The organism is Pseudoalteromonas luteoviolacea NCIMB 1944 (genome assembly GCF_001625565.1).
GTDB lineage: Bacteria > Pseudomonadota > Gammaproteobacteria > Enterobacterales > Alteromonadaceae > Pseudoalteromonas > Pseudoalteromonas luteoviolacea_F.
The window spans coordinates 13828-40209 of record NZ_AUXS01000045.1; the positions used below are offsets into that span (position 1 = coordinate 13828).

Sequence of the window (26382 nt, forward strand, 5' to 3'; positions counted from 1 at the left end):
CAATCGTTATGATCGAGATCAAGTTTATTATTTAGCCGATCAGTCCGAGTAACGGCACTTGATCTTGATCATAGTTTGGCGTGTTGAAACCGCGTGTAGAGTGACTTTGGCAAATAATGAAGCAGGTTTTTAGGGTCTTTTACATGGTCTTGTAAAGAGAACGTTTTGACATGCTCAATTAAGTGGTGCTGTTGCAGTTTTTCAAGCTCTAGCTCAGTCGCGAGCAGACTGGCTCTGAGTTGTTGGTAATCTGGGTAAGCTTGATACCGTGTCTTGGCTTGTTTTCTGGTAGCGCGATAGGGAACCAGCAGTTCCCGATCAATTTGTTTTACAACGGCCTCTAATTCGCAAGTTTGTTGCTCAGTTAGCTGCACATTTAAATAGCTTAAATAGTCGAGTAACAAACACAGGTTAACATTCTTGTCATGCCTATCTTGGCATTCTAAAAGTACCTGCTGAACCTGCTCGTTTTGATAAATCGTGCAAGCGTATTGCCAAAAGGCATCGCGACTTAGCATACTTCTCCTGTACTTGCGAACTGGGTTTCTTTTTCTTCCAGTTCTTCCAGCGAGATTAATAATGCCTCTTCGGTTTCATTCAATTGAGGCGTCAAACGTGCTTGTTCACTCAACAATTCGCTCAATTTCGCTTTGTTTTCTGCCTCATAGAGCGAATTGTCCGCTAGCTGAGACTCGATTTCGGCCAGTGCAGTAGTATATTTGTCGAGCTGCTTTTCTAGTTTTTCTATTGATTTTTTAAGTGGTTGAACCGACTTTCTGAATTCTGCTTCTAAGCGCTTTTGCTCTTTTCGATTGACACTTGAATGCGCTTTGTCTTCTACCTGTGGCTTTTGCTTTGCTTCTTTATTGGCATTTAGCAGCCACTGATAGTATTCGTCTAAGTCATACCCAAATGCCGACACTGTGCCGTTATCGACTAGGTAATACTCATCGGCGGTATTTTTCAGCATATGACGATCGTGGGAAACGGTCACCATAGCGCCTTCAAATCCCTGTAGCGCCATGACTAACGCATGACGCATTTCCAAGTCTAGGTGGTTAGTAGGTTCATCCAGCAACAATAGATTGGGTGACTGATACACCAACATGGCCAATACTAATCGCGCTTTTTCACCACCAGAGAATGGCGCAACAGGATCAAGCGCTTTGTCGCCATGAAAGGCAAAGCCACCTAAAAAGTCACGTAAAGACTGCTCGGTTGCCTGTGGATCTAAACGTTGTAAGTGGGTGACCGCACTGGCATTTAAATCGAGAGATTCAAGTTGATGCTGGGCAAAGTAGCCAACTTTTAAACCTTGATGTTGAAATACCTCGCCTGCTTGAGGTGTTATATCGCCAGCCAGCAGTTTAATTAAGGTGGACTTACCTGCGCCATTTCTTCCCAACAGAGCGATTCGGCTACCGGGTACTAAGTTGAGTTTAATTTGATGCAAAATAGTGATGTCGCCATAGCCTGCTTGTGCTTCATCCAATGTCATCAAAGGGTTTGGCATATTTTCAGGGTTGGCAAATTCAAAACTAAATGGTGAATCTGCATGTGCGGGTGCCAATTTTTCCATGCGCTCAAGTGCTTTCACCCGACTCTGTGCCTGTTTGGCTTTACTGGCCTTAGCTTTAAAGCGAGTAATAAACTTTTCGAGATGTGCGATGGTCTCTTGCTGTTTTTCATACATAGCTTGCTGTTGCGCCATGCGTTCTGCTTTTTGACGTTCGAACTGTGAGTAATGACCTTTGTAAACATTGATACACTGCTGATCGATGTGCCAGATCTGATCGATTACCGCATCCAAAAACTCTCTATCGTGAGAGATGAGTACTAGGGTGCCTTGATAGGCCTTTAGAAATCGTTCCAGCCAGTAAACAGCGTCTAAATCAAGGTGGTTAGTTGGTTCATCCAGCAATAGTAAATCGGCGTCGCGGATCAAGGCTTGGGCTAAATTGAGGCGCATTCGCCAACCACCGGAAAACTCACTGACTGCAAAATCTAGTTGCTCATTACTAAATCCTAAGCCATGTAATAATTCTCCGGCCTTAGCTTCAATACTGTATCCGCCGACCAATTCCATTTGCTGGTGGATCTTGGCCTGTTTTTCGCCATCACCTTGTGCTTCGGCTTGTTGTAATGCAGCTCGTAATTCATAGTACTGCTGATGACCCTGTAAAACATACTCCATTGCAGAAATAGATAGTGCTGGTGTTTCTTGCTTAACTGAAGCGATAGACCAATCTTTTGGGATTTGAAAGTCGCCGGCATCTGCGTGCAGTTGTGATTTGAGCAACGCAAACAGTGACGATTTGCCGCAACCATTGGCGCCGACTAAACCGACTTTGTGCTGTGCAAAGAGGGTTGCGCTGGCATTTTTCAATAGAGTTTTGCCGCCGCGTAACAGTTCAATATCAGAAAGTTGGATCATAATAAGCTCGAGTCAAAATTACTGAGTGAATGATAACATGGATCTATAACTAGGGAACAAGCGTATAATTGTGTCCTAACTTGAGTTAAAATAGCCTTTCACAGAGTAGGTGGGGTTGTATTGTGAGAACGAAAAAACGCTTTATTGCTGGTGCGTCATGTCCGGCTTGTAACAAAATGGATGTCATGATGCTTTATAAAGAGCATGATGTTGAAAAGGTCGAGTGTGTCGCTTGTGGCCATTCAATGACTCAGCCTGAAGAAGCAGTACAAGCGTCAACGCGTCAGTTTGAACAAGTCATTGGGGTTTTTAAACCGCAATAATCTGATGCGCCTATGCGCATCAAATACGGTGATCGGTTAATAGTGCGGTGGCGGGGGCTCTTGCTCAATAGGCATCATGCCGTCATCTTTACCCTCTTTGATTTTTTCGGCTAGCAATCTGATTTGATGTTGCATTGTTGCCAGCCTTGCTTGATGGACTCTTAACTCATCATTTAACGTCTCGATGGTGTCTTCTTGAAATGCCACTTTTGCTTCAAGTTCAATTACGCGACTTTCTAACTCTGTCATTACTCTTTTACTCTTTCGAATTGCTCCATTAAACCGCTTGAACTCTCGGTAACCAAAATGCCGTCGCGCTTTGCAAACGCAACGTCAAATACGACTGCAGATTTGGGTCGGCTGCCTTCTCTGGGTTTAACTAGCCAAGTGTTTAACTTGGTGCCATCACTGATCCGCCAAAGTGTCAGTTGGCGATTAGGGGAGCCTGTTGCGAGCAGGTCACCCTGCTGATTGAAGCGCACGGCACTGAATATTTTCTGCCGTGCAATATACTGTAATTGCGCCACAAGATCACCTGAAGTGAGTTGCCAAATACTGGCTTTTTTCATGCTATCGGCCGTAAATGCGTAGCGACCTTGTGGATCTAGCGCCACTTTGGTCACTCGACTCGGGTGATTAAACCGGTGCAATACTTGCCCAGTTCTGGTGTCCCAAAAGTATGCACTATAGTCATTGGCACCTGTAAGTGCGAAGTGGCCATTGGGCGAGAGTGCAATACTATTAATTTTTTCTTGGTGTCCAAGGAACTCTATTCGTCTTCCGCTATCTAAGTCGAGATGCACAACAACATTGTCACTGCGACCATATAGGACATATCTGCCTTGGTTACTGACAGCGATGTCTCTGATAGTGCCAGTGTCTATTTGATAGTAGCCAATGTTTTTACCGTCGGAGAGCTGCCACACAGCAAATCGATCGTTGGCGGCTGTGACCGCTGTAGAACTGTCATGAGCAATGGCGAGAGAGTGAATGAGCTCATCAGGCTGATCTGAGTGAGACCACTGATACTTCAAGCCATGGGTGGTGTTGTCCCATAAAACTGCACCGTGTTCGACTGATGACACTAAACTGTAACGACCATCGTGTGAAATAGCGGCTGCAAATGCACCGCGTGCTGCGTGTTCGACAGTCAATTGCGCTTTGGAGCTGTCGGGAGAACAACCTGATAGCATCAGGATAGATAAGCAAACGAAGAGTCGTATGTGCAATTTAAAAAATTTGGCCATAAATTCGGTATTTCCTCTTAACTCTATGATTTGCACCGAGTAGACTAGTGGTAAAATTGATTGGGCCACAAAACTGATATTAGCGTATTAGCTAAAGTATGTCGCCAGTAACATGGGTTTTTCCTAAAGCAAGGTTCTATGGGTATGAATCTTGGCTTTGGTGGCAATGAGTGATAATGTGACATCACCTTTTAAATTAATAATTATTTAACATGACAATGAAGTTAGAGAGCAATGAAACATTGCTGGCTGCTCGGATGTCGGAGAAAGTAAAATGAAACAAACTATTAAGCTGTCTTTAATTGCAGCCTCAGTACTTGCACTAACTGCGTGTAATCAAAAAGCGCAGGAAACTGCAAAAGTAGAAGAAGTAAAACTAGAAACTGAAGTTCAAAAGCAAGCATACGGTATTGGTGCATCTGTGGGTAACTTCCTACAAAAAGATCTTGCTGATAAGCAAGGCCTAGGCATTGAGCTTGATCAAGCATTGCTTATGAGAGGCTTTGAAGATGCGCTTGCTGGTAACTCAAAACTAGATGATGAAAAAATTCGTGAAGTGCTCACTGCACTTGATACCTCTGTACGTGAAAAGCAAACTGCTAAAGCAGAAGCTGATGCAAAAGAAAACAAAGAAAAAGGCGTAAAGTACCTAGCTGAAAATGCCAAGAAAGATGGCGTTACAGTGACTGAGTCTGGTCTTCAGTACGAAGTAATTTCAACGGGTGAAGGTAAAAAGCCAGTTGCAACTGACGTTGTTAAAGTACACTACAAAGGTACGCTACTAGACGGTTCTGAGTTTGATAGCTCATATTCGCGCAACCAGCCTGCAACTTTCCCACTTAACCAGGTTATCGCTGGTTGGACTGAAGGTTTACAGCTAATGCCTGTAGGATCAAAGTATAAATTTACTATTCCTGCAGAGCTAGGTTACGGTGAGCGTAACTTAGGTAAGATCCCTGCTAACTCAACACTTGTGTTTGAAGTTGAGCTACTGGAGATCCAAGAAGATAAAGAGAAGCCTGCAGCCTAAGGTGCAAGCAAATAAAAAAAGGGCCTACAGGGCCCTTTTTTTATACTTGTTTAGTTTATTCGGTATGATTTGCAAAGAGGTTATCAATCAGTTCATCCTCTAGTCCAAACCGTTGCTCCAGTGCTTCGCCGAGCGTTGATAGATCTTTGTCAAAATCTTCCAGGGGATTGTCACTACTTGCTTCGGCGTATTTATCATTGAAGTCGAGTGCTAAATCAGTTGATGCCGTAATTTGCGGGTAGATAGACTGAGCTAGCTTCAAGCTATCTGGGCCTTTTTCTTTGCACGCAGCAACAATATTGTCGTATATTTCAAAGTGTCCAGCTGACAAGTAGTCCATCAATATCTGACAAAAGGACTGGATTTGAACCTGTTCTGGCAGCGCTTTATCTACGCTCTCAAAAGGCGATAGGCCAGCTACTTTGTAGTACAGTAACAGTAACTCTTGACGCTCCATGAGCCAGTTGTCGATAACACTATGACTCCCTCCCCATTTTTGTTGGGCTTGTTCTAACCGTGAAAGCATAGTTATCTCCTTAGCGGGTCGTTTTTTTAGGCCCTGCAATGACCAAATTGTGTTTGTATATTAGGTTTTATTTTTATGGGCACATCAAAAATAGGATGGTTTGGACCCAATAAGAGACAGCAATTTGGTAATACTGAATACTTAATCTTGCCTCCTATAAAAAGGAAAACTGATGAAAAGATCAACCACTTTTTGCAAAAAGCACATAATTTCTTTCATTTGTACCTTAGCTGGGTTTTTTAGTCTTGGTGTTAATCATTTTTATTTAGTATTCAGGTAGGCGGAGTGATGTTTGCTGGGTGATAAAAAAACAAAAAACCACCCTAAGGTGGTTCAAAACAGTTTAGCAAATAGCACTTATTCTTGTTAGAAGGTGTTTTGTTCTTGTTATTTTGCGCAGCATTTTTATAGCAAGGTTTTTTTTGTGGTGCAAATAATCACGAACATTTTTTTATGAATTTAATATCTCAAAAATATGAAAGCGAGTTTATGAGAAAGGGTTTGTTGGTGTTTTGGGCCAACAAAGAGGGTATTTGAATGAGCTGCTCATTAATCTGGATCATGGAGATGTGATTTAAACGGTTGAACAGCTAGGGGGCTTGGGGATAAAGTGATACAATTCGAACAATTTTTACAGCACTGGAATTGAATCACGCTATGAGCGAGTTGAAAAATGATCGTTATTTACGCGCGTTGCAGAAGCAGCCGGTTGATGTGACACCTGTATGGATGATGCGACAAGCGGGTCGTTACCTCCCTGAATACAGAGCTACACGAGCGCAAGCTGGTGACTTTATGAGCTTGTGTAAAAATGCTGAATTAGCTTGTGAAGTGACATTGCAGCCACTACGTCGTTACCCACTGGATGCTGCGATTCTATTCAGTGATATTTTAACTATCCCTGACGCTATGGGACTTGGCTTGTACTTTGAAACAGGTGAAGGTCCAAAGTTTGAACGTCCAATCACCTCGCTAGCTGATGTTCAGAAGTTACCAAAACTCGATCCGACGGACGAGCTTGGTTATGTGATGAATGCAGTGAGCACTATTCGCCGAGAGCTAAAAGGAGAAGTTCCTTTAATCGGCTTCTCTGGTTCTCCATGGACGCTTGCCACATACATGATCGAAGGCGGTAGCAGTAAAACCTTTGGTAAGATTAAAAAAATGGCATTTGCTGAACCGCAGACATTGCATTTACTACTTGATAAAGTCGCTGACTCAGTCATTGATTATCTAAATGCGCAGGTGAAAGCAGGTGCACAATCTCTAATGATTTTTGATTCTTGGGGTGGTGTGTTAAGCCCTCGTGACTATAAAGAGTTCTCGCTACAGTACATGCACAAAATTGTCGATGGCCTGATCCGTGAAAACGATGGTCGTAAAGTGCCTGTTACCTTGTTTACCAAAAATGGCGGGCAATGGATTGAAGCGATTGCTGCAACGGGCTGTGATGCAATTGGTCTGGATTGGACCATAGATATTGCCGATGCAAAACGCCGTGTGGGTGATAAAGTCGCGCTGCAAGGCAACATGGATCCTGCTATGTTACATGGTACACCAGAGCGCATTCGTGAAGAAGTTCAGTCAATCTTGGCAGGCTTCGGAGAAGGCAATGGTCACGTATTTAACTTAGGCCATGGTATCACGCCGGATGTTGACCCTGAAAATGCAGGTGTATTCATTAATTCAGTCCATGAATTTAGTCGCCAGTATCATCAAAAGTGATAGTCTGACAAGGCAAAAAACCCAAGCATTGCTTGGGTTTTTTACTTTATGGCTTGAGCGCTATTCGTCAAATGCGCGGCGCATAAAGTAAGGCGTTGCCAAGGCGCCATGGTGAATACCGCTATTGTAATATTCGGTTTCAAACTGTGCAGCTTCAACATCCTGCTCTCTAAAGCCGTTGAAGTGTTGCCCTTTTCGCGCGAGTGTTGCCGACCATAGGCCGCTTGGGTAAATTGGCTGTGGAAATGGCAAGGTTTGCAAATCGGCAAAACCGACATCTTTCATTGCTTGACGCATTTCTTTTAGCAGTGTCATATGCATCAGAGGTGATTCACTTTGCTGGATTAAAATCCCACCTTCGCGCAGTGCCGCTAAACAGCTCGTATAAAATGCGTGATTGAACAGGCCTTCCCCTGGACCTACTGGATCTGTTCCGTCAACAATGACCACATCAATAGAGTTTGCAGCGGCTTCTCGCATATATTTGATACCGTCATCAAACATCACCGTGGCACGTGGGTCGTCATTTGAGGCGCATAGTTCTGGGAAGTACTTAAGTGACATTTGTGTCACCACTTCATCGATGTCTATTTGTGTAACTGACTCGACGTCCGGGTGTTTGAGTACTTCGCGCAGTGTTCCGCAATCTCCACCGCCAATGATCACGACATTTTTAGGTGCCGGGTGAGCAAAGAGTGCAGTGTGGCTCATCATTTCATGATAAAAAAAGTTCTCACGTGTACTGACCATGGTGCAGCCATCTATGATCATCAAATTCCCAAAGTCGGTTGTTTCATACATCTCGACCTTTTGAAACGGTGATTGAACTTCATCTAGCTTTTTATTGATACGCAGAGAAAAAGCGCTACCATCTCGGTCACTGATCTCTGTAAACCAGCGGTTTGCTTCTAAATTAGACATTTTTGTTTTCACGTTGAATTGTTAACAGGCGCAATTTTGCCAGCGCCAAAGAATTTGCTCAATCTATTTTAGTCGATTGTGCCTAGTTTGTCTGTTTACCATAAATTGCGTCCCTAAGTGCATAGAAAAGCGACCTCCCCCTATCGCTAATCACGCTTAAGCGTATTAAAATGAGCGGCATATTAGAGTTATTTAGCAGAGAAGATGATGGAGTGGGGAGTCGATACAGCACGTAATACATACAATGTACAACATTGGAGTGATGGTTATTTTGATATTGATGATGCTGGTAAGTTAGTTGCCTATCCAGATGGCGATCGTAGCAAAAGCCCTATTTCATTATCTGACCTTACCGAGCGTTTTAAAGCACAGGGGCTGACGCTACCTGTTTTGGTACGCTTTACCGATATCTTGCAAAACCGAGTAGATACACTGACGCACGCATTTGAAGATGCACGTGCTCAAAAGAGCTACCATGGTCAATACACTTGTGTTTATCCGATTAAAGTTAATCAGCAGCGTTCTGTGGTCAGTAAGCTACTCAGTCATCCAAGTGGGTTAGTGGGGTTGGAAGCGGGCTCTAAACCTGAGCTGATGGCCATTTTGGGTCTCGCTACTTCACCAATTACGATTGTTTGCAATGGCTACAAAGACAGAGAGTTTCTTCGTCTTTCACTGATTGGACAAGCCATGGGGCACAAGGTACAGATTGTGGTTGAAAAGCTGTCTGAACTGGATGCACTCATTGCTGAAATAGATGACATGCAAATCGAGCCGGCCATTGGCATTCGCATTCGCCTCAACTCAATCGGAAAGGGCAAGTGGCAAAATACGGGTGGAGAAAAGGGCAAGTTTGGTCTGACCGCAGGACAAGTGCTCAATGCGGTAGAGACATTGCGCCGTCACAATAAGCTGCACTTGATGCAGTTGGTACACTTTCATATTGGCTCTCAAATTGCCAATATTCGCGATATTCAGCGTGCACTGAGAGAGTGTGCGAGACACTACGCTGAATTGACACAGGTGGGTGTACCGTTAAAAACCGTTGATGTTGGTGGTGGACTCGGGGTCGACTATGAAGGCTCGGGCTCGCGCAGCGCTTGCTCTATGAATTACACCGTTGGTGAATATGCCCGAAATGTGGTGAACGCATTTGCTGAAGTTGCAGAACAACACGGCTTACCTCATCCAGATATAATTACCGAGTCTGGGCGAGCACTAACCGCCCATCACGCGGTACTTATTACGGATGTTATTGATATTGAGACGGCGCCTTGCGAAGCTGTGCCAGATCAGGTGTCTGGAGATGAACACCATTTGATCCAAGAGTTACGGCTATCGCTGTCGCGATTGACGCCAAGGTTGGCTTTGGAAACCTACCATGATGCGATGCATTTGTTCCAAGATGCCCACGATCAATATGTTCATGGTCTTATCACGATGGCACAGTGGGCGCAGATCGAACGTTTGTATTTTACAATATTGAGAAATGTACGTGACAGCCTGAGTACGCAATCTAGAGCACATCGAGAAGTGTTGGATGATTTAAATGAGAAATTGGCTGACAAGCTATTTGTGAACTTTTCACTGTTTCAATCTTTGCCGGATGTTTGGGGGATCCAGCAGTTGTTCCCAGTCATGCCAATTGCCAACCTAGATCAACCCTTAACTCAAAGAGCCATCATCCAAGACATTACCTGTGACTCGGATGGGCAAATTCGCGAGTATGTTGAAGGGGCTGGAATAGAATCCAGTTTGCCAATGCCGCAATATCGCAGCGCAGAGCAATATCATTTAGCCATGTTCATGGTCGGTGCATATCAAGAGATATTGGGAGATTTACACAACCTATTTGGCGACACGGACTCAGTTCATGTTGAGCTCACTGAACAAGGTTATCAATTGACAAATGCGCTTAAAGGGGACTGCGTCGAAGATGTATTGCGCTTTGTACATTATGACAAACAGCAATTGGTCGACAATTTTAACTCTCAGATAAATGCCACGGCTTTGCCTGTGCAAACACAACACGCATTTTTACAAGAGCTCAATTCGGGTTTGGCTGGATATACATACTTTGAAGATTGATAAGTACTGCTCAGATTTTTTCTGACCTTGAAAATGCGTATGATGACCTCATCACATATGAATTGTGATGAGATGTCCTCGAATAAATAATAGTAGTAAAGGAACTTTGCATGTCGCTAGTCCGTCAAATCGTAGGGCTTATTTTATATGTCCTAAATACATTAGTGTGGTTCGTGCCGATTTTCATTTGTGGCGTATTAAAACTGATACCGATCCCCATTTTGCAGCGCTTATTGAGTAAATTGGCAAAAGCATGTGCGAGCTTGTGGGTGGCTGGCAACAACATTAATCAGAGCTTTATTTCGCCTTATCATTTGCAAGTTTCAGGCGCTGATGCACTGGATACAAAAGATTGGTACCTAGTGATCGCCAACCATCAAAGCTGGGTTGATATACTGGTATTGCAAAGAGTACTGCATCGCAAAATTCCTTTTTTAAACTTCTTTCTCAAAAAAGAACTGCTGTACGTGCCATTTTTGGGGTTAGCTTGGTGGGCACTGGACTTTCCATTTATGACTCGTACCAGTAAAAGCCAGATCAGAAAAAACCCTAAACTCAAAGGCAAGGACATCGAAACCACAAGAAAGGCGTGTGAAAAGTTTAAAACGATGCCTGTCAGTATTGTGAACTTTGTTGAAGGAACCCGTTATACCGAAGAAAAACATCAAAGACAAAACAGTCCATTTAAGCACTTACTCAAGCCTAAAGCTGGGGGCATAGCTTTTGTCATGCAAGCCATGGGGGAGCAGATCAATCAAGTGGTCAATGTAACCATCCACTATCCAAATGGCGTGCCTACTTTTATGGACTTTGTGGCTGGAAAAGTAGGCCAAATTAACGTGCAGGTCGAGTTGATGCCAGTCAGTGATAAGCTGGTGGGGGATTACACCGGAGACAATGAGTTTCGGGTGCAATTTCAAGGGGAGCTTAATCGCTTATGGTCTGAAAAAGACAAGAGCATCGACGAGCTGGCAACGCCTTCGAAGTAAACAGGTTCTACACGGAATAAGCAGCGAGTATAGGAACAGAAATAATGAAGAGTATATTACCGAGGCGGTTTTACGGTGCAGTTGGAACATTATTTTTATTACTAAACACCGTGTTCTGGGGTGTGATAGTACTATTACTTGGTGTGACTAAATGGTGTATCCGCACCAAATCCGTCTCTGTGTTATTGCATTGGGCTTACCACAAATGGTGTCTTGGAAATCGCATTGGATTAAAACTAGGTGGCGTGCTGATGGACGTCAAGATCCCACAGTCTGTATCGACAAATGGTTGGTATTTATTGGTTTCCAACCATATTAGTTGGCTGGATATTGTGGTGCTAAGTGCGCAAGATCAACTGCCAGCTCCGAAATTTTTCCTTAAGGATGAGCTAAAATATGTGCCTTTTATTGGAACTGGAGCGTGGGCATTGGATATGCCGTTTATGAAGCGCGCTAGTAAAGCGCAAATAGCTAAAAACCCGAAATTAAAGCGCATGGACGTGGAGCGCACCAGGCAGAGTTGTAAAAACTTTAAACAACATCCTACGACAGTAATAAACTTTGCTGAAGGTACTCGTTTTACTGCGGCAAAACAGCAGCGCCAAGGGAGTCCATTTGATAATTTATTAAAGCCAAAAGCGGGGGGAACTGCTTTTGCTTTAGATGTGTTGAGTGAGCAGGTTGACGGCTTATTAAATACAGCTTTGGTTTATCATAGTGAAGATGAGCATATTTGCCGCGCATTTTTCCGTGGCCAGTTAGAAGCGGTTTCTCTGGAAGTTGACTATATTCCAATAGATGACTTGCCCAAAGGGGATTATCAACTTGATAAAGCGTATCGCGTGCAATTTCAGGCCTATATGAATCAACTATGGCAACACAAATCTCTGCAAATTAAAGCCATAGAGCAACGGCTCGATGACGCAACTGGGAAGTATTCAACAGAGGTAAAACCACTATGAACTCAATGCATGTACAAGATGTGATCTCGCCAATTATTGGTGGCGCTAACATGCATCCTTTTGTTCTAGCTTCTCTTACAAATAGTGTGTCGTTGATTGTTTTAGTGATCATCTTCGCACTGATCAAGTTAGCATTGGTTCCAAAAGTCAAACGTATGCTATCGCGTTTTTCGCAGGCAAAAATAGCGTTTCTTGCTCCTCAATTAAGTAAGTTGAGTGGCCGGGTGGCTTTACTTATTTGTAGTATGTTGTTTGTGATGGTTAACAAACATTTGTTTGTCGCGCCTTTGTGGGTCATGGCGCAATTACAAGTATTAGCGCAGGTCATTTTAATTATTGCTTTTGGCTTTTTAGTAAGCTCTTTGATGAATATTGCCCATGCAATATATCAGCAGCAAAAATTCGCGAAAGACGTTCCGATTAAGGGCATCGTACAGCTGGCCAAGCTGATGGTCTTTATTGTCACAACTGTTTTGGTTGTCAGTACTATGGTTGATAAGTCTCCAACCTATATTTTGTCTGGCTTTGGTGCCATCGCGGCGGTGACCTTATTGGTTTTCAAAGACACTATTTTAGGCCTAGTCGCGAGTATACAAATTGCAGCAAACAAACTGGTTGCGACGGGAGACTGGATCCAAGTTGATACTTTTGGTGCCGATGGAGAAGTCATTGATTTGGGTTTAAATACCGTGCGAGTTCGTAATTGGGATAATACGGTGACAACAATTCCTACCTATGCGTTGATCTCTGATTCCTTTAAAAACTGGCGTGCTATGCAAGAGTCTGCTGGACGACGCATTAAGCGTACTATTCCAATAGATATGAACAGTGTATCCCTGTTGTCTGAGCAGCAATTGGTAGTGTTGAAAGACAAGTTTGTGGAATTGAATGCATTAAAGTTACCAGAAATGTGTAGCAACTTAACAGCATTTAGAATGTACGCTGAACTGTTATTAAAACAACGGCCCGAAATAAATACAGAGTGTATTTGTATGGTGCGTGAGCTTTCTCCGACTCATAATGGCCTGCCTATTGAGCTGTATTGTTTTAGTAAAGACAAAAGTTGGGTTAACTATGAGCACATTCAAGCTAATATACTTGACCAGATGTTATTACTCATTAAAGAGTTTGAACTACGCCCCTATCAAACATTTGACACACGCAGTGCTATGGCTTAAATCACACTCTGGAGTATCCTTGTCTTTTATCCTAGACGGGATCAGCTGTTAATCGCATTGGTAAAAAAATGACTGAGTAGTCATCTCGTCTGTGATATGGTGGTGGTTCAGGAAACTATTTTATTGTGGTATTTTCGTGACAATGAGATATGTTATATAGCAGGAGAGCATGACATAGGTAATCGCAAGTACGCACAATGTCTTGGTGTTTAAAGGCGTGTTTTTAAGTGGGTGGTCGAATGAAGTTATATAACGTACTAATACAGAGTGTGTTGGCTTTAACTTTTAGTACGTATAGTCTAGCGGTAGAGCAAATTGTTCATGTGGCTGTGGATCATGCGCCTCCTTATAGCCGGCTGAGTGAAAACAACCACTCTCAGGGCTTGATCTTGGATATTCTCAAATATGCCCAATTGACCAGTGATAAAAAGTACAAGATAAAAGCGGTGCCTTGCCCTTTCTCACGTTGTGTCCGTTTACTGAGTAAAGGTAAAGTGGATGTGATGGGGGGACTAATCAGAACTCCTGAACGTGAAAAAATCATGTCTTTTGTTGAGCCACCTTACATGGTGTTGTCTTCATCATTTGTGTTTTATGGACAGCAAAACAGTGATATTGAAGTTGAACGCTATGAAGACTTGCAAGGTAAACGCATTGCAGTGATGCGTGGCGGTGCCTTTTTTCCCCGTTTTGATAAAGACAATAGCCTAAATAAAATAGCCGTTCCCTCTGAGCGTGTCGCTGTTGACTTAGTGCTCAAAGGACGAGTCGATTTGGTGATAGCGGTGGAGGATACGGCTGATATTGCAATGGACGCACTTGACCAACCGATTCACAGACTAAAGAAAATGCAATATCGCCATACCCAAGCAATTTATGGCTATATGGCGATGAGTGAGTCATTTGCAAACTCCAGATTGGGAGATCACATTTCTAAGCAAATGCACAGTATGGCCAAAAACAAGACACTAGACCAACTTGTTGCGCCATATCACCTACCTAAAATCCCGTCGAGCTTAATTGAGCCAGCTGCCTCATTTTCTCCTCACTAAGTTATTACTTAATTTGGTGATGCATATACATAGTCATATCAAATATCAGCTTTTCAAGTTTTTGGTATGCTGCGCCAGCCCTATTAGAGCCAGGATCCGAATCCGTTAGTATGACAAACCCCGTTTGATTGTATAAGTCAGCAAAAAACTGCGCTTTAGGTGCTGCTACATTACCTCGGTAGTAAAATTTCTGGTTGTCGGTATGCCAAAAGTAATTTGGTAGTGGGGTATCATTTGCAATGGCTTCGTCCATACTCGCGATAAGTAAGTGACTCAAATCATTGGCCGTGGAGACAAATTGAGCGTGTGCGGTGTTTGAGTCATTTGAATGCTGCCAGTAAGTATTTTGCATTTTGAGCGGCTCAAATACATAACGTTGTGCCAGTGACGAAATGGGTTCTTGGCTACTCTGTTCGAGCACAAAAGTAGCCAATTCTATGCCCATTTGTGAGTAAAGGGCGGCATGCTCAGGTGCAACACCATAGTGACTAGAAAAGTTGCCAGCTTGATATAGCGGGCCTTCGGCACTTAAATAAGCTTTTAGCAGATCTTCACGGGCTTTGTGTGAGTGTACACAGGACGTCACTGGATTTGCCGTATGCACTGCACAGTCGAGGACCTCACGGTTGTCAACAATGCCACTGGTGTGTGTAAGTAGTTTAGATAGTGTTATCGAGTGGTCATGATCAACGGGATACTCCAGGGCAAAAGGTAAAATATCGTCAATGGACTCATCCAGAGGAAAATGTCCATCAATACTCGCGTGAGCGATAGTGGCACCAACTAAAATGTCGTTCAGTGATGTGAGGTAAAATGGCGTGTCAGCAGTGACCAACTTGCTTGTATGTGTTGTAAAACCTTGGCTATATATTGATTGACCTTGCGACACTATATTAACTGCAATTGTGGCTATGTCTCCCTGTTTTTGCAGTGCTGTTATTTCGCGTTCAAAATCTGTCAATGTCATGGTCGGTCGCAGATCTTTATTGAGTTTATTGAACACAAATTCATATGTTTCAAAGCGCTGCATATCGATATCATGTTGACTGAAAGCGGGGACATGATGATCAGGAGAAAACCCTGTATGTTCAAACATATTTCCTTGCGCATTGCGATAGATCTCATTGGATAGGCTTATTTGCCATCCGTTAGGTAACTCAAACCGCAATGCATCTGAGAGCGCGCCGGCAGTTTCTTCGCCGACTTTGGTAACATGGTCAAGTTGGTCCATTGCCATCGTAAATACTTCAGCTGCGCTGACCGTCAGTTGGCTAGTGAGTAAGTAAATCGGTTTGGTATAGGCATCTGGATTAAGCGTTAATTTTTGCCGTACCGGGATCCCTCGACCAGTTTGGTTGATCGCTTGTTTGTTAAAGGCCAATACTTCTTTGTCGGCAAAGTAGCCTGCAATGGCTAACGAAATGGCATCATCTCCACCAGTATTGTGGCGAATGTCTAGGATCATGGCATCTGTGTCGCCAAGGTCAGACATTACACGCGACATCATTTTATGGGCAGCTAAGAGCTGTTGGGATTCATTGGCCGTTTGAGTCTCAGAGTAGCTATCCATGTTATTGAGCACCAAAATGCCAATATTATCTGCTGTTTTCCCCCATATTGCAGTGGCAGTTTGGCTATCTTCCGGCACGGTTTTGAGGCTGTCTGGCGTAATATAGTGTTGGCTTATGGATTGTAGCTGGGATTGGTAGCGTTCAAAAATGCTGTACATATCATGATCCTCTCCTAGGTAGCTTAGGTTAGCCATTTTTTGTCGCACGGCATTTAAAAGGGGAACCGGCTTGCTGGAGAAATACTCTTGTTGAGGTGATGAAATACTTGCATGCATATCCTGAAGAGGAGCGATCATTTTTGAGAGAACATCAAATAGTGCCTGCTCAGTCATTGACTCTGTGACGAGTGGGCGGTAGAGGTCATACTGTGTCTGCCAGTCAAGGTTGCGTATTGAAAAAAAGGCATAGTAATCATTAAAAGCATGCCAAAAATAGTCAAATACCATGATGGGAGACACTGTGCCTGATGTCGAAATTGGATTATCACATTGCGTAGGGATGGCAGTTATCTGTCTATAATCAATAGGGTAAACTTGGCCTTTGTGGTTTAAACGCAATCGCTCTGCCGAGTGAGCTTTCTTTACTTCTAAATGGCGATTTGCTTCTTGATGGGTCATTTCTGACGTTTGGATACAGCCATAGCTGTTGTACTGGTAGCGCAATACTCGGCTCATTGTAATGTGCAGTGCTTCACCATAAGCTGGTTTGTGCCATATACCAGCTGATCGCTGCAAGTCGCTTCGATGATCTTGATTGTCTTGGCAACCACTCAAAATTAAGCAGCTCGCAGCGATTAATAACTTGTATTTAGGTGCCAGTATCATTGTGAACAATCCTTTGCAATTGGTGATTAAAGTGACATCGAGTCTACAAATAGCCGTTGATTCGTGCTGTAAGGGAGTTGGAAAAAAACGTCAACAAATGTTGTAACGATGCTACATTTTTAAACAGTTCAGTGTGCGGATCATGGTTAGGCTGTATATGATGACGAATTTAAGGACAAATGTTGATGCGATTAGAAAATCTTGCCGCGAAGTATTTTGCTATGAGTGAGGAAGTATGGGAGCGACATGCAAACCCTTGGAGTGTGTGGACTCGATACAGTTGTTTACCTTTGTTGATTGCCTGCATTTGGTGGCGAGAAATACTAGATATCTGGTTTTGGCCAATCTTGGTGATCTTGATGGTTTGGATTTGGGTTAACCCAAGGTGTTTCAAAAAGCCGCCACACACTCGTCATTGGACGTCACAAAGCGTATTAGGTGAACGCATACTGATTTATCAACCGGAAAAAATCCCGCCGCACCATTCAAAAATGCTGGATGTCATTTCAATTTTGCTCTGCATATTTACTGTGTTGTGTGTCGCGGGGTTATTTTTCCACGAAGTGATCAGCACCTGCGTAGGGGCGGTTGGCTTGATATTGACTAAAACTTGGTTTTTAGACCGCATGGTGTGGCTTTACCATGAAGTTGAAAACGCAAACCCCATGAACAAACCAATTAACTCGAAAAAATAGTACACAATTCAGCGGGCGAACTCGTGAGCACGGTAATATTTAGGTAACCAAGTCGTCTTAACTGTTCGGCAGCAAGCACTGCTCTGCCGCCAGAGGCACAGTACAAGTAAATCGCCGTTTTTGGGTCTGGCGCTAGTTCAGGTAGTTTAAATTCCAGTAAACCTCTAGAGATGTGAATCGCTGTTTTTGGAGCACCTGTTTGATATTCAGATGCTTCCCTAACATCAATAAGGAGCCCCTGATTAACTGTGATCTCTTGTTTTGCCTGTTTACCGTCGACACAATTTTGCTTGGCTCTAACGGCCGTGACCAGATCTTTAGTAGGTTGAAACATATTTCATGACCTTTTATATTAGAATTTACTAATATTAGATCTTTCTAATGTATGTGTCTATAATCTCGGCATACAGAAATTGTTTGGACGTGATATTGAAAGTTCAAGATATGGCGAAAAGTGCCGAGAATGCAGAGGCTTTGCTAAAGCTTATGGCCAACAAAAATCGCTTGATGATATTGTGTAGTTTATTGCAACAAGAAATGAGCGTTAGCGAGTTAAATGCTCAGGTGCCCTTGGCACAATCAGCCTTGTCACAGCACCTAGCTGGGCTGCGCAAAGCCAATGTCGTTGCGACGCGTCGTGATGGGCAGGTCATTTATTATCGCATCATTGATGACAAGGTCACTGCGATTTTGGCCCAGTTGTATCAACTGTTTTGTCAGCCTCAAGTAGACGGGGAGTCTAGCTAATGTTTGCTAGAGTAATGACACTGTTATTAAGCAGTCGCATACCTCTGTTTATTCTAGTGGTGAGCATTGTATTGGGGCTGTTAGCGTTACATCAAACTGCGCGTGAGGAAGAGCCGCAAATAGTCGTGCCTATTTTAGATATTCACGTTGATGTACCAAACATTGCGGCCCCTGAGGTGACACGTTTGGTTACTGAGCCCTTGGAAAAGTTATTGTGGCAAATTCCAGGTGTTGAGCATGTCTATTCTACGACTGTGTCGGGCAAAGCTGCCGTTACATTGCGCTTTGAAGTTGGCGAAGATCGCGAGCGAGCGATTCTCAACACCTACACAAAACTGTATGCCAATGAAGATCGCATGCCTCACGTTGTTGAAAAGTGGCAAATAAAGCCTGTAGAAGTAGATGACGTAGCGATCTTGATGTTGGGCTTATATAGCGAAGACCCGAGTCGTTATAGTGACTTCGAGTTGACTCGTATCGCGCAGGAAGTCTCGATACAGCTGCAAACAATTGCCGATACCAGTGAGGTGACGGTATTAGCTGGGCGGCAGCGACAAATTCAGGTCGAACTCAATGCAAGTTCGTTAGCGGCGCATCATACTACGCCGCTAGATGTACTGAGAGCTATCCAACATGCGAATCAGTTGCAGACCGTTGGCAGCTATGTCGTCGGTGATCTGCAATGGCAATTGCAAGCAGGTGATGTATTACGTACGTCCGCTGAGCTCGGAAAGTTGGTTGTCAATGTGGTTAATGACAGGCAGATTTATCTAAGCGATGTTGCCAAGGTGAAAGATGGTCCGAGTGAGCCACTGCATTATCAATGGTTAACCTTAGATGAAAAGCGACGCAACTTGCCAATGGTAACGTTAAGTGTAGCCAAACAGCGCGGCAGTAATGCGGTGACAGTTGCCAAGCAAAGTCTTGCAATGATGGACAAGTTGGGCAGAGAGTTACTACCAGAAGGTGTGCACTACCATGTACTGCGTAACTATGGCGAAACCGCAGATGAAAAAGTAAATAACCTGACCGCGAGCTTGGCTTTTGCCATAGTAACTGTGGTGATATTTGTCGGCGTCTTTTTGGGTTGGCGTCAGGCTTTGGTGATTGGTTTGGCGATCCCTATCTGCTACGGCATAACGCTGATTTTAGGATATGCATTTGGCTATACCATTAATCGGGTTACGTTATTTGCTTTGATCTTAGCACTCGGTCTATTGGTGGACGACCCCATAACTGGCGTAGACAATATGACACGCTTTTTGCGTCGCCTAGGGCGTAGTCAAGGCCACGCTAAACAAACCAAAGCTATTACCTCAGCGATGCTTGAAGTTAAAGTGCCGTTATTAACTTCGACACTGACCATCATTGTGTCATTTATTCCACTGGCATTTATTACCGGTATGATGGGCCCCTACATGGCGCCAATGGCATTTAATATTCCCGTCAGCGTGATTGTGTCCACTTTAGTGGCTCTATTTGTTACGCCTTGGTTGGGTAGCAAATTGCTAATTAAAAACACACATACAACGCCAAAAAGCACGCAGGGTTGGTATAGGAAAGTACTAACAGCCTTGTTCTCGCAGCCAAAAAAAGCCAAATGGCTTTTGTGGACTGTACTGGTGCTTTTTGTCATTAGTGCTTGTTTGCCCTTGCTGCGTGCCGTACCACTTAAGCTCTTGCCTTTCGATAACAAGAATGAAGTACAAGTGGTACTCGATATGCCGAGGGGGAGCAGTTTAGAAGCAACTGCTGCGAAGGTTCAGCGTATTCAAGAGGTAATTTGGCAGCTACAAGAGGTGTCGTCTATCGCGGCCTATATCGGGCAGCCCTCTAGTGTTGACTTTAATGGCATGGTGCGAGGGTATTATCAGCGACATGGCAGTTATTTTGCGGAACTTCGTGTGCTATTGGTTGATAAGCGACAACGTGTTCACCAATCTCATGCTGTGGTGCTAAGGATGCGAAAATTACTGTCATCTCTCGCGACTCACGGCATCAAAATTAAAGTCGTTGAGGTGCCACCTGGCCCCCCAGTGATGTCGACCTTGGTTGCAGAAGTATATGCCTCAGATATGTTTACAGGCAGAGCGACTCATGAACAAGCTGCAAGAATATTGGCAAGTAGACTGGCACAAGAAGCACACGTCGTAGAAGTTGATTCAAGTTTGGAGCCTCAAGCGACTCGTCAACGATTTATACTGGATAAAAGTAAAGCCGCTTTATCTGGTATTGCCACTCAGGACGTCAATCAAACGTTACAAATAGCCAGTGGAGGCCTAGTTGCTGGCACATTGCATGTGCCTTCTGAAGCCACGCCATTAGAAATTGAATTGCAATTGCCTTTTATTGAACGAAACCAGTGGCCAATGCTTAATGCCCTGCAACTACGTGGCCGCGCTGAGCTTGCTAAAAGTGCGTCTGATCAATCGCTTGAAGATGCCGCCAAGCCATTGGTGCCATTGGGAGAATTAGGAAAGTGGCAGTTGGGGTCTGTAGAGCAAGCAATTTATCGAAAAGACTTAAAGGAAGTCATTTATATCACGGCTGAACTGAACGGCCGCACGCCCGCATCTGTTATCGCAGATATTGTCAGTGATGAAAATAGAGCAGCAGGGTTGGAGGAGCGAAATTGGCAGGAACGTACATTTATCAATAGTGGGTCCGGCATGGGCTGGCAATTACCACAGGGTACAGAATACCGCTTTTCTGGAGAGGGGGAGTGGCGTATTACTGTAGATGTCTTTCGTGATATGGGGCTTGGTTTTGCTTTTGCTCTTACGGCCATATTTGTGATCTTACGTTGGCAAACCGCGTCGAGTGCTTTGGCTGGAATTATTATGTCGGCTATCCCTTTGACAATGATTGGGATCATGCCCGGTTTTTGGTTGTTGAATCAGTTTGGTGAACGCACCATTGCCGATGCGCCAGAGCCCATTTTATTCACTGCTACGGCTATGATTGGGATGATCGCTTTGGCCGGGATAGTGGTACGAAACAGCTTGATTTTAGTGGAATACGTTAATCAACAACGTGCGCAAGGAGTGGCGATTAAAGAAGCGCTTTACCAAGCGGGCGAAGTGCGTATGCGACCAGTCTTGCTAACTGCTGGAACGACCATGCTTGGGAACTTGGTGATCATCTTAGATCCCGTATTTAGCGGATTGGCTCTGGCTATTATATTCGGTACGTTGGCGTCAACATTGCTGTCACTGGTGGTGGTGCCAGTGGTTTATTTCTTGGTATTTTCGGACAACTTTCAGCAGGGGAAATCAAATGCACTTAGTGAATAAAAAGTGGGTCGCGTTGGGTGCGTTTGCAGCCCTAGGTATTCTATTGGCCGCCTTTTCCGGTGTATTTGACAAAAAGCGCGAGCCCCAGCTGCGAGCCAAACCTGGGCCATATCAAGGGGAGCAATATCTTGTGCAAGCACAACCAGTGGCATCGGGTGATATTGTCAGTGCGACAGTGGTTGCGCGTGAAAATACCCTCGTTGCGAGTCGGATCTTAGCACAATTAGAAACGCTGGAAGTCCGGGCTGGTCAGCTAGTTCAAAAAGGCCAATTATTGGCGACATTGGACGGCGCTGAACTGCGCGCGGCATTGCAAGAGATCAAAGCGCAAAGTAAAGCCAATACAGCTCAATTGCTGCAAGCACAAAAGCAACTGACGCGCAGTGAAGCTCTATTTACAAAGGGCCTTATTGCAAAAAATATAGTTGATGAGTGGCAAAGCAAGGTTGATGAATTGGAGGCGCGTCATCTGGCACTGAGTGAGCAGTTAAATGGTGCACAAGTGGCCTTGAGTTATACTCAGCTACATGCGCCTATAGCGGGTTTAGTTGTAGAGCGATTACAAGAACCCGGTGTTATGCTCAGTCCTGGAGTTCCGATTGTAGAAATATTCAACCCTGCGAGTTTACAAATTAGTGGTGCAGTGCGCTCGAACTTGGCAGGTCAGCTGAGTGTCGGTGATCCATTACAAGTGAAGTTAGATGCGCTAGATAAGTCCGTGATGGGCCACGTAAGTGAAATTGTCCCAGTGGCAGATAGTCTCGCTAGGCAGTTTGAAATAAAATTAGACATCACGCCTCCAAAGGGCGCAAAGCCGGGCATGTATGCGCAAATCACGCTACCAACAGCACCTGTATCGAGGGTTGTGGTGCCACGTCAGCTCGTCTATCAAACTGGGCAATTGAGTATGGTATATGTTGTGGAACAGGGAATAAAACAAAGACGGTTAATTCGATTAGGGCGACAACTGAATGACAAGGTGGTGGTGTTATCTGGATTAAAAGCGGGAGAGATACTGGCCGTTTCCTCCAGTACCTCATCTTGACTATTAAATGAATGAAGCGATCTCATCCAGTGACTTTTTAACCAGTGCATGCTCTGGTACTGTGGCATCATCGGCAGGGTAACCGGCTATCAGTAGCATGTACGGGCGCTCATTATCTTTGTCACGTTGACAAATTTCAGTTAAAAAGCTCATTGGTTTTGGCGTGTGTGTCAAAGTGGCGAGGCCTGCATTGTGCAAAGCTTGGATCAAAAAGCCCGTGGCAATTCCAACTGACTCATGTACATAGTAATTGGTGTTTTTGTCATCCGCGTGGATCCCGCCTTTTTTTTGCGTGAAAATCGCAATAAGCCAAGGGGCGTGCTCTAAATAAGGTTTTTGCGCGTCAGTGCCAAGAGGCTTCAATGCGTCTAACCACTCATCGCCAGCGCGGCCTTCATAGAATGAGCGCTCTAGTTGCTCCGCAGCTTCACGGATTTGTTTTTTCACATCACTGCTGTGAATTGCTACAAAGTGCCACGGTTGGTGGTTGGCCCCACTTGGCGCAAGTCCAGCTGTTTTGATACAGGTTTCAATGATTTCTTTTGGCACAGGGCGGTCACTAAAACTACGAATGGTATGTCTGCGCTGCATTAACTCGAAGTTGTCGTCTGCTCTTTGTTGCATTTCTTGTAGAGGATACTCAACAAAATCAGTCAATGGGATATTGTCATGGGCTTTCATGCTTGTGGTTCCTAGTTACTTGCTGTGAGCTTTTTATAACTTGTGATTATAAAGGTTTCAACTTGTTGTGTACCATGGTTAACATAAAGTTTCCATAACAGTGGCAAAATATGTTTACTACCTGTTCAGTGAGGTGAGCATAATAACGTGTGTGTATACTGGCTATAATAACAGCAAGCTCTGATTTACTCATATGCTTAGGTACAATTATGCGTGATGTATTTGATAGTGAAGGATAAAAGCCATGTATCAACACAAATGGGTTTCTGGAGAGACTGTACAACTTCCAGTAGGAAAAGCGGTATGTATAGGGCGTAACTATGTTGCGCATGCAAAAGAACTCAATAATCCTGTACCTGAATCTCCTCTATTATTTATCAAGCCAGCCAGTGCATTTTGCGACTTTACCCCAGCATTTACGATAAACGAGCAGCTTGGTAAGCACCACTATGAAGCTGAACTTGTCTTATTGGTTGGTAAGACATTAGATGTTAACAGCACAGATCCGCTCACACATATTGCTGGAATTGGGCTGGGTTTAGACTTAACTTTGCGAGATCTGCAATCGCAGTTAAAGCGTCAGGGTCACCCTTGGGAGCGTGCAAAAGCATTTGATGGCAGCGCCAGTTTAACTCCATTTATGCCAGTCACTGAAGATGAACTGAAATTGCCATGGCAATTTCAATTTTGGCAAAACGACCAACTGAAACAATTAGGGGAGACTGACAACATGATTTTTAAGTTGCCCCTGCTGTTACAAGAGATCTGTCGCTACTTCACATTACAGCCAGGAGATATCGTGATGACTGGCACACCGCAAGGTGTGGGGGAGCTCAATGTTACAGATACACTGGCGTTGCAATTAGGAGATGGGGTGCGGTTGTGTAGCCAGGTGCAAAAACGCATTTAACTTCATTTCGCCGTTTTTACCGCATGGAAGATAATTTGCTGGACTCGATACGCAGCCTGAGCTTAGGCTATTGAGGTGAATTTACGGATATCAGGAAAACGTATGAAAACTAAGTCATTAGGAACCCCTTTTAGTAGCACTGCGTGTAAAGTATTGTTTTGCGGCGGCGGGGAGCTTGGCAAAGAAACGGTGATTGAGTTTAAGCGGCTCGGTGCCGAAGTCATTGTCTTAGATCGCTATGACAATGCGCCAGCGATGCAAGTCGCGGACAGGAGTTACACCTTGTCGATGCTTGATGGTGATAAGTTGGCAGCAATCATCCGTGCAGAGCAGCCAGACTACATAGTGCCTGAAATAGAAGCGATAGCAACGGATACCTTAGTTGAGCTCGAAGGTGAAGGGTTTACGGTGGTACCCACTGCTAAAGCAACGCAATTGACCATGAACCGAGAAGGGATCCGTCGACTTGCAGCTGAGGAGCTTGGCTTGGCGACATCCCCATATCAGTTTGTTGATAATTTAGCTGATTTTACAGCTGCTATTCACCAAATTGGTATGCCATGTGTCGTGAAACCGATCATGAGTTCATCTGGGAAAGGGCAGAGCGTGGTGAAAACTGATGCCGATATTGACGCGGCATGGACATACGCACAACAAGGCGGCAGAGCCGGTCAAGGACGCGTTATTGTTGAAGGGTTTGTTGATTTTGATTATGAAATCACACTGTTGACGATCCGCCATATTCAGGGGACCAGCTTTTGTGCGCCAATAGGTCATGTGCAAGCAGGTGGCGATTATCAACAGAGTTGGCAACCTCAGGCAATGAGCGAAGTTGCGCTTGCGCGCAGCAAAGAAATTGCGTGCAAAATCACAGAAGCGCTCGGTGGTCGGGGGTTATTTGGTGTTGAACTGTTTATCAAAGGAGATGATGTGTATTTCAGTGAGGTTTCGCCACGGCCCCATGATACCGGCATGGTCACGTTAATATCACAGGATTTGAGTGAGTTTGCCCTGCATGCACGGGCAGTCTTGGGACTTCCTATCCCGAATATTCACTTTCACGGTCCGTCAGCGTCCAGTGTCATTTTGGTAGAAGGTGAATCTAAACAATTGCAGTTTGGCAATTTAATTCAAGCGTTGGCAGAGCCAAACACCGACTTACGGCTTTTTGGTAAGCCTGAGGTTCAGGGAGTTAGGCGTATGGGCGTTGCATTAGCAAGGGATACCCACATTGAACAGGCCGTTGAAAAAGCCAAAAGAGTCAGCGCGGCGGTGGAATATACTTTATAAGTACTCAAAAAAGGGCCGTTTGGCCCTTTGAGTTGCAGCAAAAATCAATTTACAAATCGAAGTCGACAGCGTAACTTACATAAACTTTAAGATCGTCATCGGCGTCGAGGTCAGTTTTGACTAGGCCAAATGTGTAACCATCTTTACTCAGGTTGACTCCATAATCCATATAGCTGTCGTCTTCTCCTGTCCATTCCATGACCGTATCTCCCCGTGAGTTGCCGATATGCAATCCAAGCTCAGCGCTTTTGAATACCGGAAATGTGGCATTGAGTTCAAGATAAAGCATATCTTCTTCGGTGCTGCTACCTGACTGGGCATGGGTTAAATAACTGGCTTTAAAAGTGAGATTACGCCAGCCGAGTGAAGTATAAACCTCACCAAAGTCAATATCGCCCGCAGCATCTGGGTAAGCATAGTGAATATAGCCAATATCATAACTTAGCGCTTTGATCTCTCCGCTAAATCCCAAGTAAAAATCGAGCTCGTAGCTGGTGCTGGAAGTCTCACCAAAGTCTACATTAGATGCCCAAGTTCCAAGGTAAAAGCCGGAGTCATTGCTGTAATCGAGGCCACCAGAAACAGCCGCGCCATCATCAGATTGCGTGATCCCACGCCAAAAATAATTTGAGCTAGCAGCAGCATTGGCTGAAACGGTATGGCCACTGGCAGCTAGGGCGTTGCTAGAAAGTAACACTAAGCACGCACCCAATAAGAAAGAAGCTTTGTTTGTCATAATGGTTCCTATATGGCACAGAATAAATCATTTTCTAATACGAGTACCATTGAGAGAATTGTTTAATCCTGTATTCAATGGTGAACAAAGCATCGCAAGCTCTGCGCCAACCTAA

Annotated in this window: 24 protein-coding genes; 14 read left to right on the top strand and 10 right to left on the bottom strand. The window is 44.3% G+C overall.

Annotated features, from left to right (window positions below):
* Window positions 1-68: 68 nt before the first annotated feature.
* Both N483_RS17685 and N483_RS17690 read right to left on the bottom strand, forming a co-directional pair.
* Window positions 69-518, bottom strand: a complete 450-nt coding sequence (locus tag N483_RS17685; protein WP_023401302.1) for a TIGR02444 family protein — start codon at window positions 516-518, stop codon at window positions 69-71.
* The gene (locus N483_RS17690) at window positions 512-2434 is read right to left on the bottom strand and encodes an ATP-binding cassette domain-containing protein (protein WP_023401301.1); all 1923 of its coding nucleotides are present in this window, start codon (window positions 2432-2434) and stop codon (window positions 512-514) included. The genes N483_RS17685 and N483_RS17690 overlap by 7 nt, the downstream gene beginning before the upstream one ends.
* 122 nt (window positions 2435-2556) lie before the next feature.
* Here N483_RS17690 and N483_RS17695 point away from each other — a divergent pair, with 122 nt between their 5' ends.
* Window positions 2557-2757 carry a YheV family putative zinc ribbon protein gene (locus N483_RS17695; protein ID WP_023401300.1) on the top strand — a complete coding sequence of 67 codons (201 nt, stop codon included), beginning with the start codon at window positions 2557-2559 and terminating at the stop codon, window positions 2755-2757.
* Window positions 2758-2793: 36 nt separating this feature from the next.
* On the opposite strand, the gene N483_RS17700 is transcribed toward N483_RS17695, so the two are convergent.
* Entirely contained in the window at window positions 2794-3006 is a 213-nt protein-coding gene (locus tag N483_RS17700) for a SlyX family protein (RefSeq protein WP_023401299.1), read from the bottom strand.
* The gene (locus N483_RS17705) at window positions 3006-3950 is read right to left on the bottom strand and encodes a WD40 repeat domain-containing protein (protein WP_231105476.1); all 945 of its coding nucleotides are present in this window, start codon (window positions 3948-3950) and stop codon (window positions 3006-3008) included. The genes N483_RS17700 and N483_RS17705 overlap by 1 nt, the downstream gene beginning before the upstream one ends.
* Before the next feature lie 328 nt (window positions 3951-4278).
* Here N483_RS17705 and fkpA point away from each other — a divergent pair, with 328 nt between their 5' ends.
* Window positions 4279-5034: an FKBP-type peptidyl-prolyl cis-trans isomerase gene (gene fkpA, locus N483_RS17710; RefSeq protein WP_023401297.1), complete on the top strand. Its 756-nt coding sequence runs from the start codon at window positions 4279-4281 to the stop codon at window positions 5032-5034.
* A gap of 55 nt (window positions 5035-5089) precedes the next feature.
* Here fkpA and N483_RS17715 read toward each other — a convergent pair whose 3' ends face one another.
* A complete protein-coding gene (locus N483_RS17715) occupies window positions 5090-5560 on the bottom strand; it encodes an Rsd/AlgQ family anti-sigma factor (protein WP_023401296.1) in 471 nt (156 codons plus the stop codon).
* A 657-nt stretch (window positions 5561-6217) separates the two neighbouring features.
* Here N483_RS17715 and hemE point away from each other — a divergent pair.
* Entirely contained in the window at window positions 6218-7285 is a 1068-nt protein-coding gene (gene hemE / locus N483_RS17720; protein WP_023401294.1) for a uroporphyrinogen decarboxylase, read from the top strand.
* Window positions 7286-7345: 60 nt separating this feature from the next.
* On the opposite strand, the gene speE is transcribed toward hemE, so the two are convergent.
* Window positions 7346-8206, bottom strand: a complete 861-nt coding sequence (gene speE, locus N483_RS17725; RefSeq protein WP_023401293.1) for a polyamine aminopropyltransferase — start codon at window positions 8204-8206, stop codon at window positions 7346-7348.
* A 207-nt stretch (window positions 8207-8413) separates the two neighbouring features.
* Between speE and speA the strand changes: the two genes are divergently transcribed.
* From speA to N483_RS17750, 5 genes are all read left to right on the top strand, one after another.
* Window positions 8414-10294, top strand: coding sequence for a biosynthetic arginine decarboxylase (gene speA / locus N483_RS17730; protein ID WP_023401292.1), 1881 nt, complete (start codon window positions 8414-8416; stop codon window positions 10292-10294).
* Window positions 10295-10404: 110 nt separating this feature from the next.
* Complete coding sequence (locus N483_RS17735; RefSeq protein ID WP_023401291.1) at window positions 10405-11283, top strand: acyltransferase; 879 nt, start codon at window positions 10405-10407, stop codon at window positions 11281-11283.
* A gap of 41 nt (window positions 11284-11324) precedes the next feature.
* Window positions 11325-12245, top strand: coding sequence for an acetyltransferase (locus N483_RS17740; RefSeq protein WP_036977124.1), 921 nt, complete (start codon window positions 11325-11327; stop codon window positions 12243-12245).
* Complete coding sequence (locus tag N483_RS17745; protein WP_023401289.1) at window positions 12242-13423, top strand: mechanosensitive ion channel family protein; 1182 nt, start codon at window positions 12242-12244, stop codon at window positions 13421-13423. Before N483_RS17740 ends, N483_RS17745 begins: the two co-directional genes overlap by 4 nt.
* 239 nt (window positions 13424-13662) lie before the next feature.
* Window positions 13663-14475, top strand: coding sequence for a substrate-binding periplasmic protein (locus N483_RS17750; protein ID WP_023401288.1), 813 nt, complete (start codon window positions 13663-13665; stop codon window positions 14473-14475).
* Between the two features lie 4 nt (window positions 14476-14479).
* Here N483_RS17750 and N483_RS17755 read toward each other — a convergent pair whose 3' ends face one another.
* On the bottom strand, window positions 14480-16870 hold the full coding sequence (locus N483_RS17755; protein WP_023401287.1) for a S41 family peptidase: 2391 nt from the start codon (window positions 16868-16870) through the stop codon (window positions 14480-14482).
* A gap of 185 nt (window positions 16871-17055) precedes the next feature.
* Between N483_RS17755 and N483_RS17760 the strand changes: the two genes are divergently transcribed.
* Window positions 17056-17565 carry a DUF6653 family protein gene (locus N483_RS17760; RefSeq protein WP_023401286.1) on the top strand — a complete coding sequence of 170 codons (510 nt, stop codon included), beginning with the start codon at window positions 17056-17058 and terminating at the stop codon, window positions 17563-17565.
* On the opposite strand, the gene N483_RS17765 is transcribed toward N483_RS17760, so the two are convergent.
* On the bottom strand, window positions 17549-17899 hold the full coding sequence (locus tag N483_RS17765; RefSeq protein ID WP_023401285.1) for a rhodanese-like domain-containing protein: 351 nt from the start codon (window positions 17897-17899) through the stop codon (window positions 17549-17551). The genes N483_RS17760 and N483_RS17765 overlap by 17 nt on opposite strands.
* Window positions 17900-17994: 95 nt before the next feature.
* On the opposite strand from N483_RS17765, the gene N483_RS17770 reads away from it, so the two are divergent.
* The 3 genes from N483_RS17770 to N483_RS17780 are packed head-to-tail and all read left to right on the top strand — an operon-like array spanning window position 17995 to window position 22650.
* Window positions 17995-18312, top strand: coding sequence for an ArsR/SmtB family transcription factor (locus N483_RS17770; protein ID WP_036977121.1), 318 nt, complete (start codon window positions 17995-17997; stop codon window positions 18310-18312).
* Entirely contained in the window at window positions 18312-21605 is a 3294-nt protein-coding gene (locus N483_RS17775) for an efflux RND transporter permease subunit (RefSeq protein WP_023401283.1), read from the top strand. The genes N483_RS17770 and N483_RS17775 overlap by 1 nt, the downstream gene beginning before the upstream one ends.
* A complete protein-coding gene (locus tag N483_RS17780) occupies window positions 21589-22650 on the top strand; it encodes an efflux RND transporter periplasmic adaptor subunit (RefSeq protein WP_023401282.1) in 1062 nt (353 codons plus the stop codon). The genes N483_RS17775 and N483_RS17780 overlap by 17 nt, the downstream gene beginning before the upstream one ends.
* Before the next feature lie 3 nt (window positions 22651-22653).
* Here N483_RS17780 and N483_RS17785 read toward each other — a convergent pair whose 3' ends face one another.
* Window positions 22654-23331 (bottom strand): nitroreductase family protein, encoded by a 678-nt coding sequence (locus tag N483_RS17785; RefSeq protein ID WP_023401281.1) that lies wholly within the window; start codon window positions 23329-23331, stop codon window positions 22654-22656.
* Window positions 23332-23575: 244 nt separating this feature from the next.
* Here N483_RS17785 and N483_RS17790 point away from each other — a divergent pair, with 244 nt between their 5' ends.
* Window positions 23576-24241: a fumarylacetoacetate hydrolase family protein gene (locus tag N483_RS17790; protein ID WP_023401280.1), complete on the top strand. Its 666-nt coding sequence runs from the start codon at window positions 23576-23578 to the stop codon at window positions 24239-24241.
* A gap of 102 nt (window positions 24242-24343) precedes the next feature.
* Window positions 24344-25531 (top strand): formate-dependent phosphoribosylglycinamide formyltransferase, encoded by a 1188-nt coding sequence (purT, locus tag N483_RS17795; protein WP_023401279.1) that lies wholly within the window; start codon window positions 24344-24346, stop codon window positions 25529-25531.
* A 49-nt stretch (window positions 25532-25580) separates the two neighbouring features.
* Here the strand turns inward: purT and N483_RS17800 are convergent, their stop codons facing one another.
* Entirely contained in the window at window positions 25581-26267 is a 687-nt protein-coding gene (locus tag N483_RS17800; protein ID WP_023401278.1) for a TorF family putative porin, read from the bottom strand.
* Between the last annotated feature and the right edge of the window lie 115 nt (window positions 26268-26382).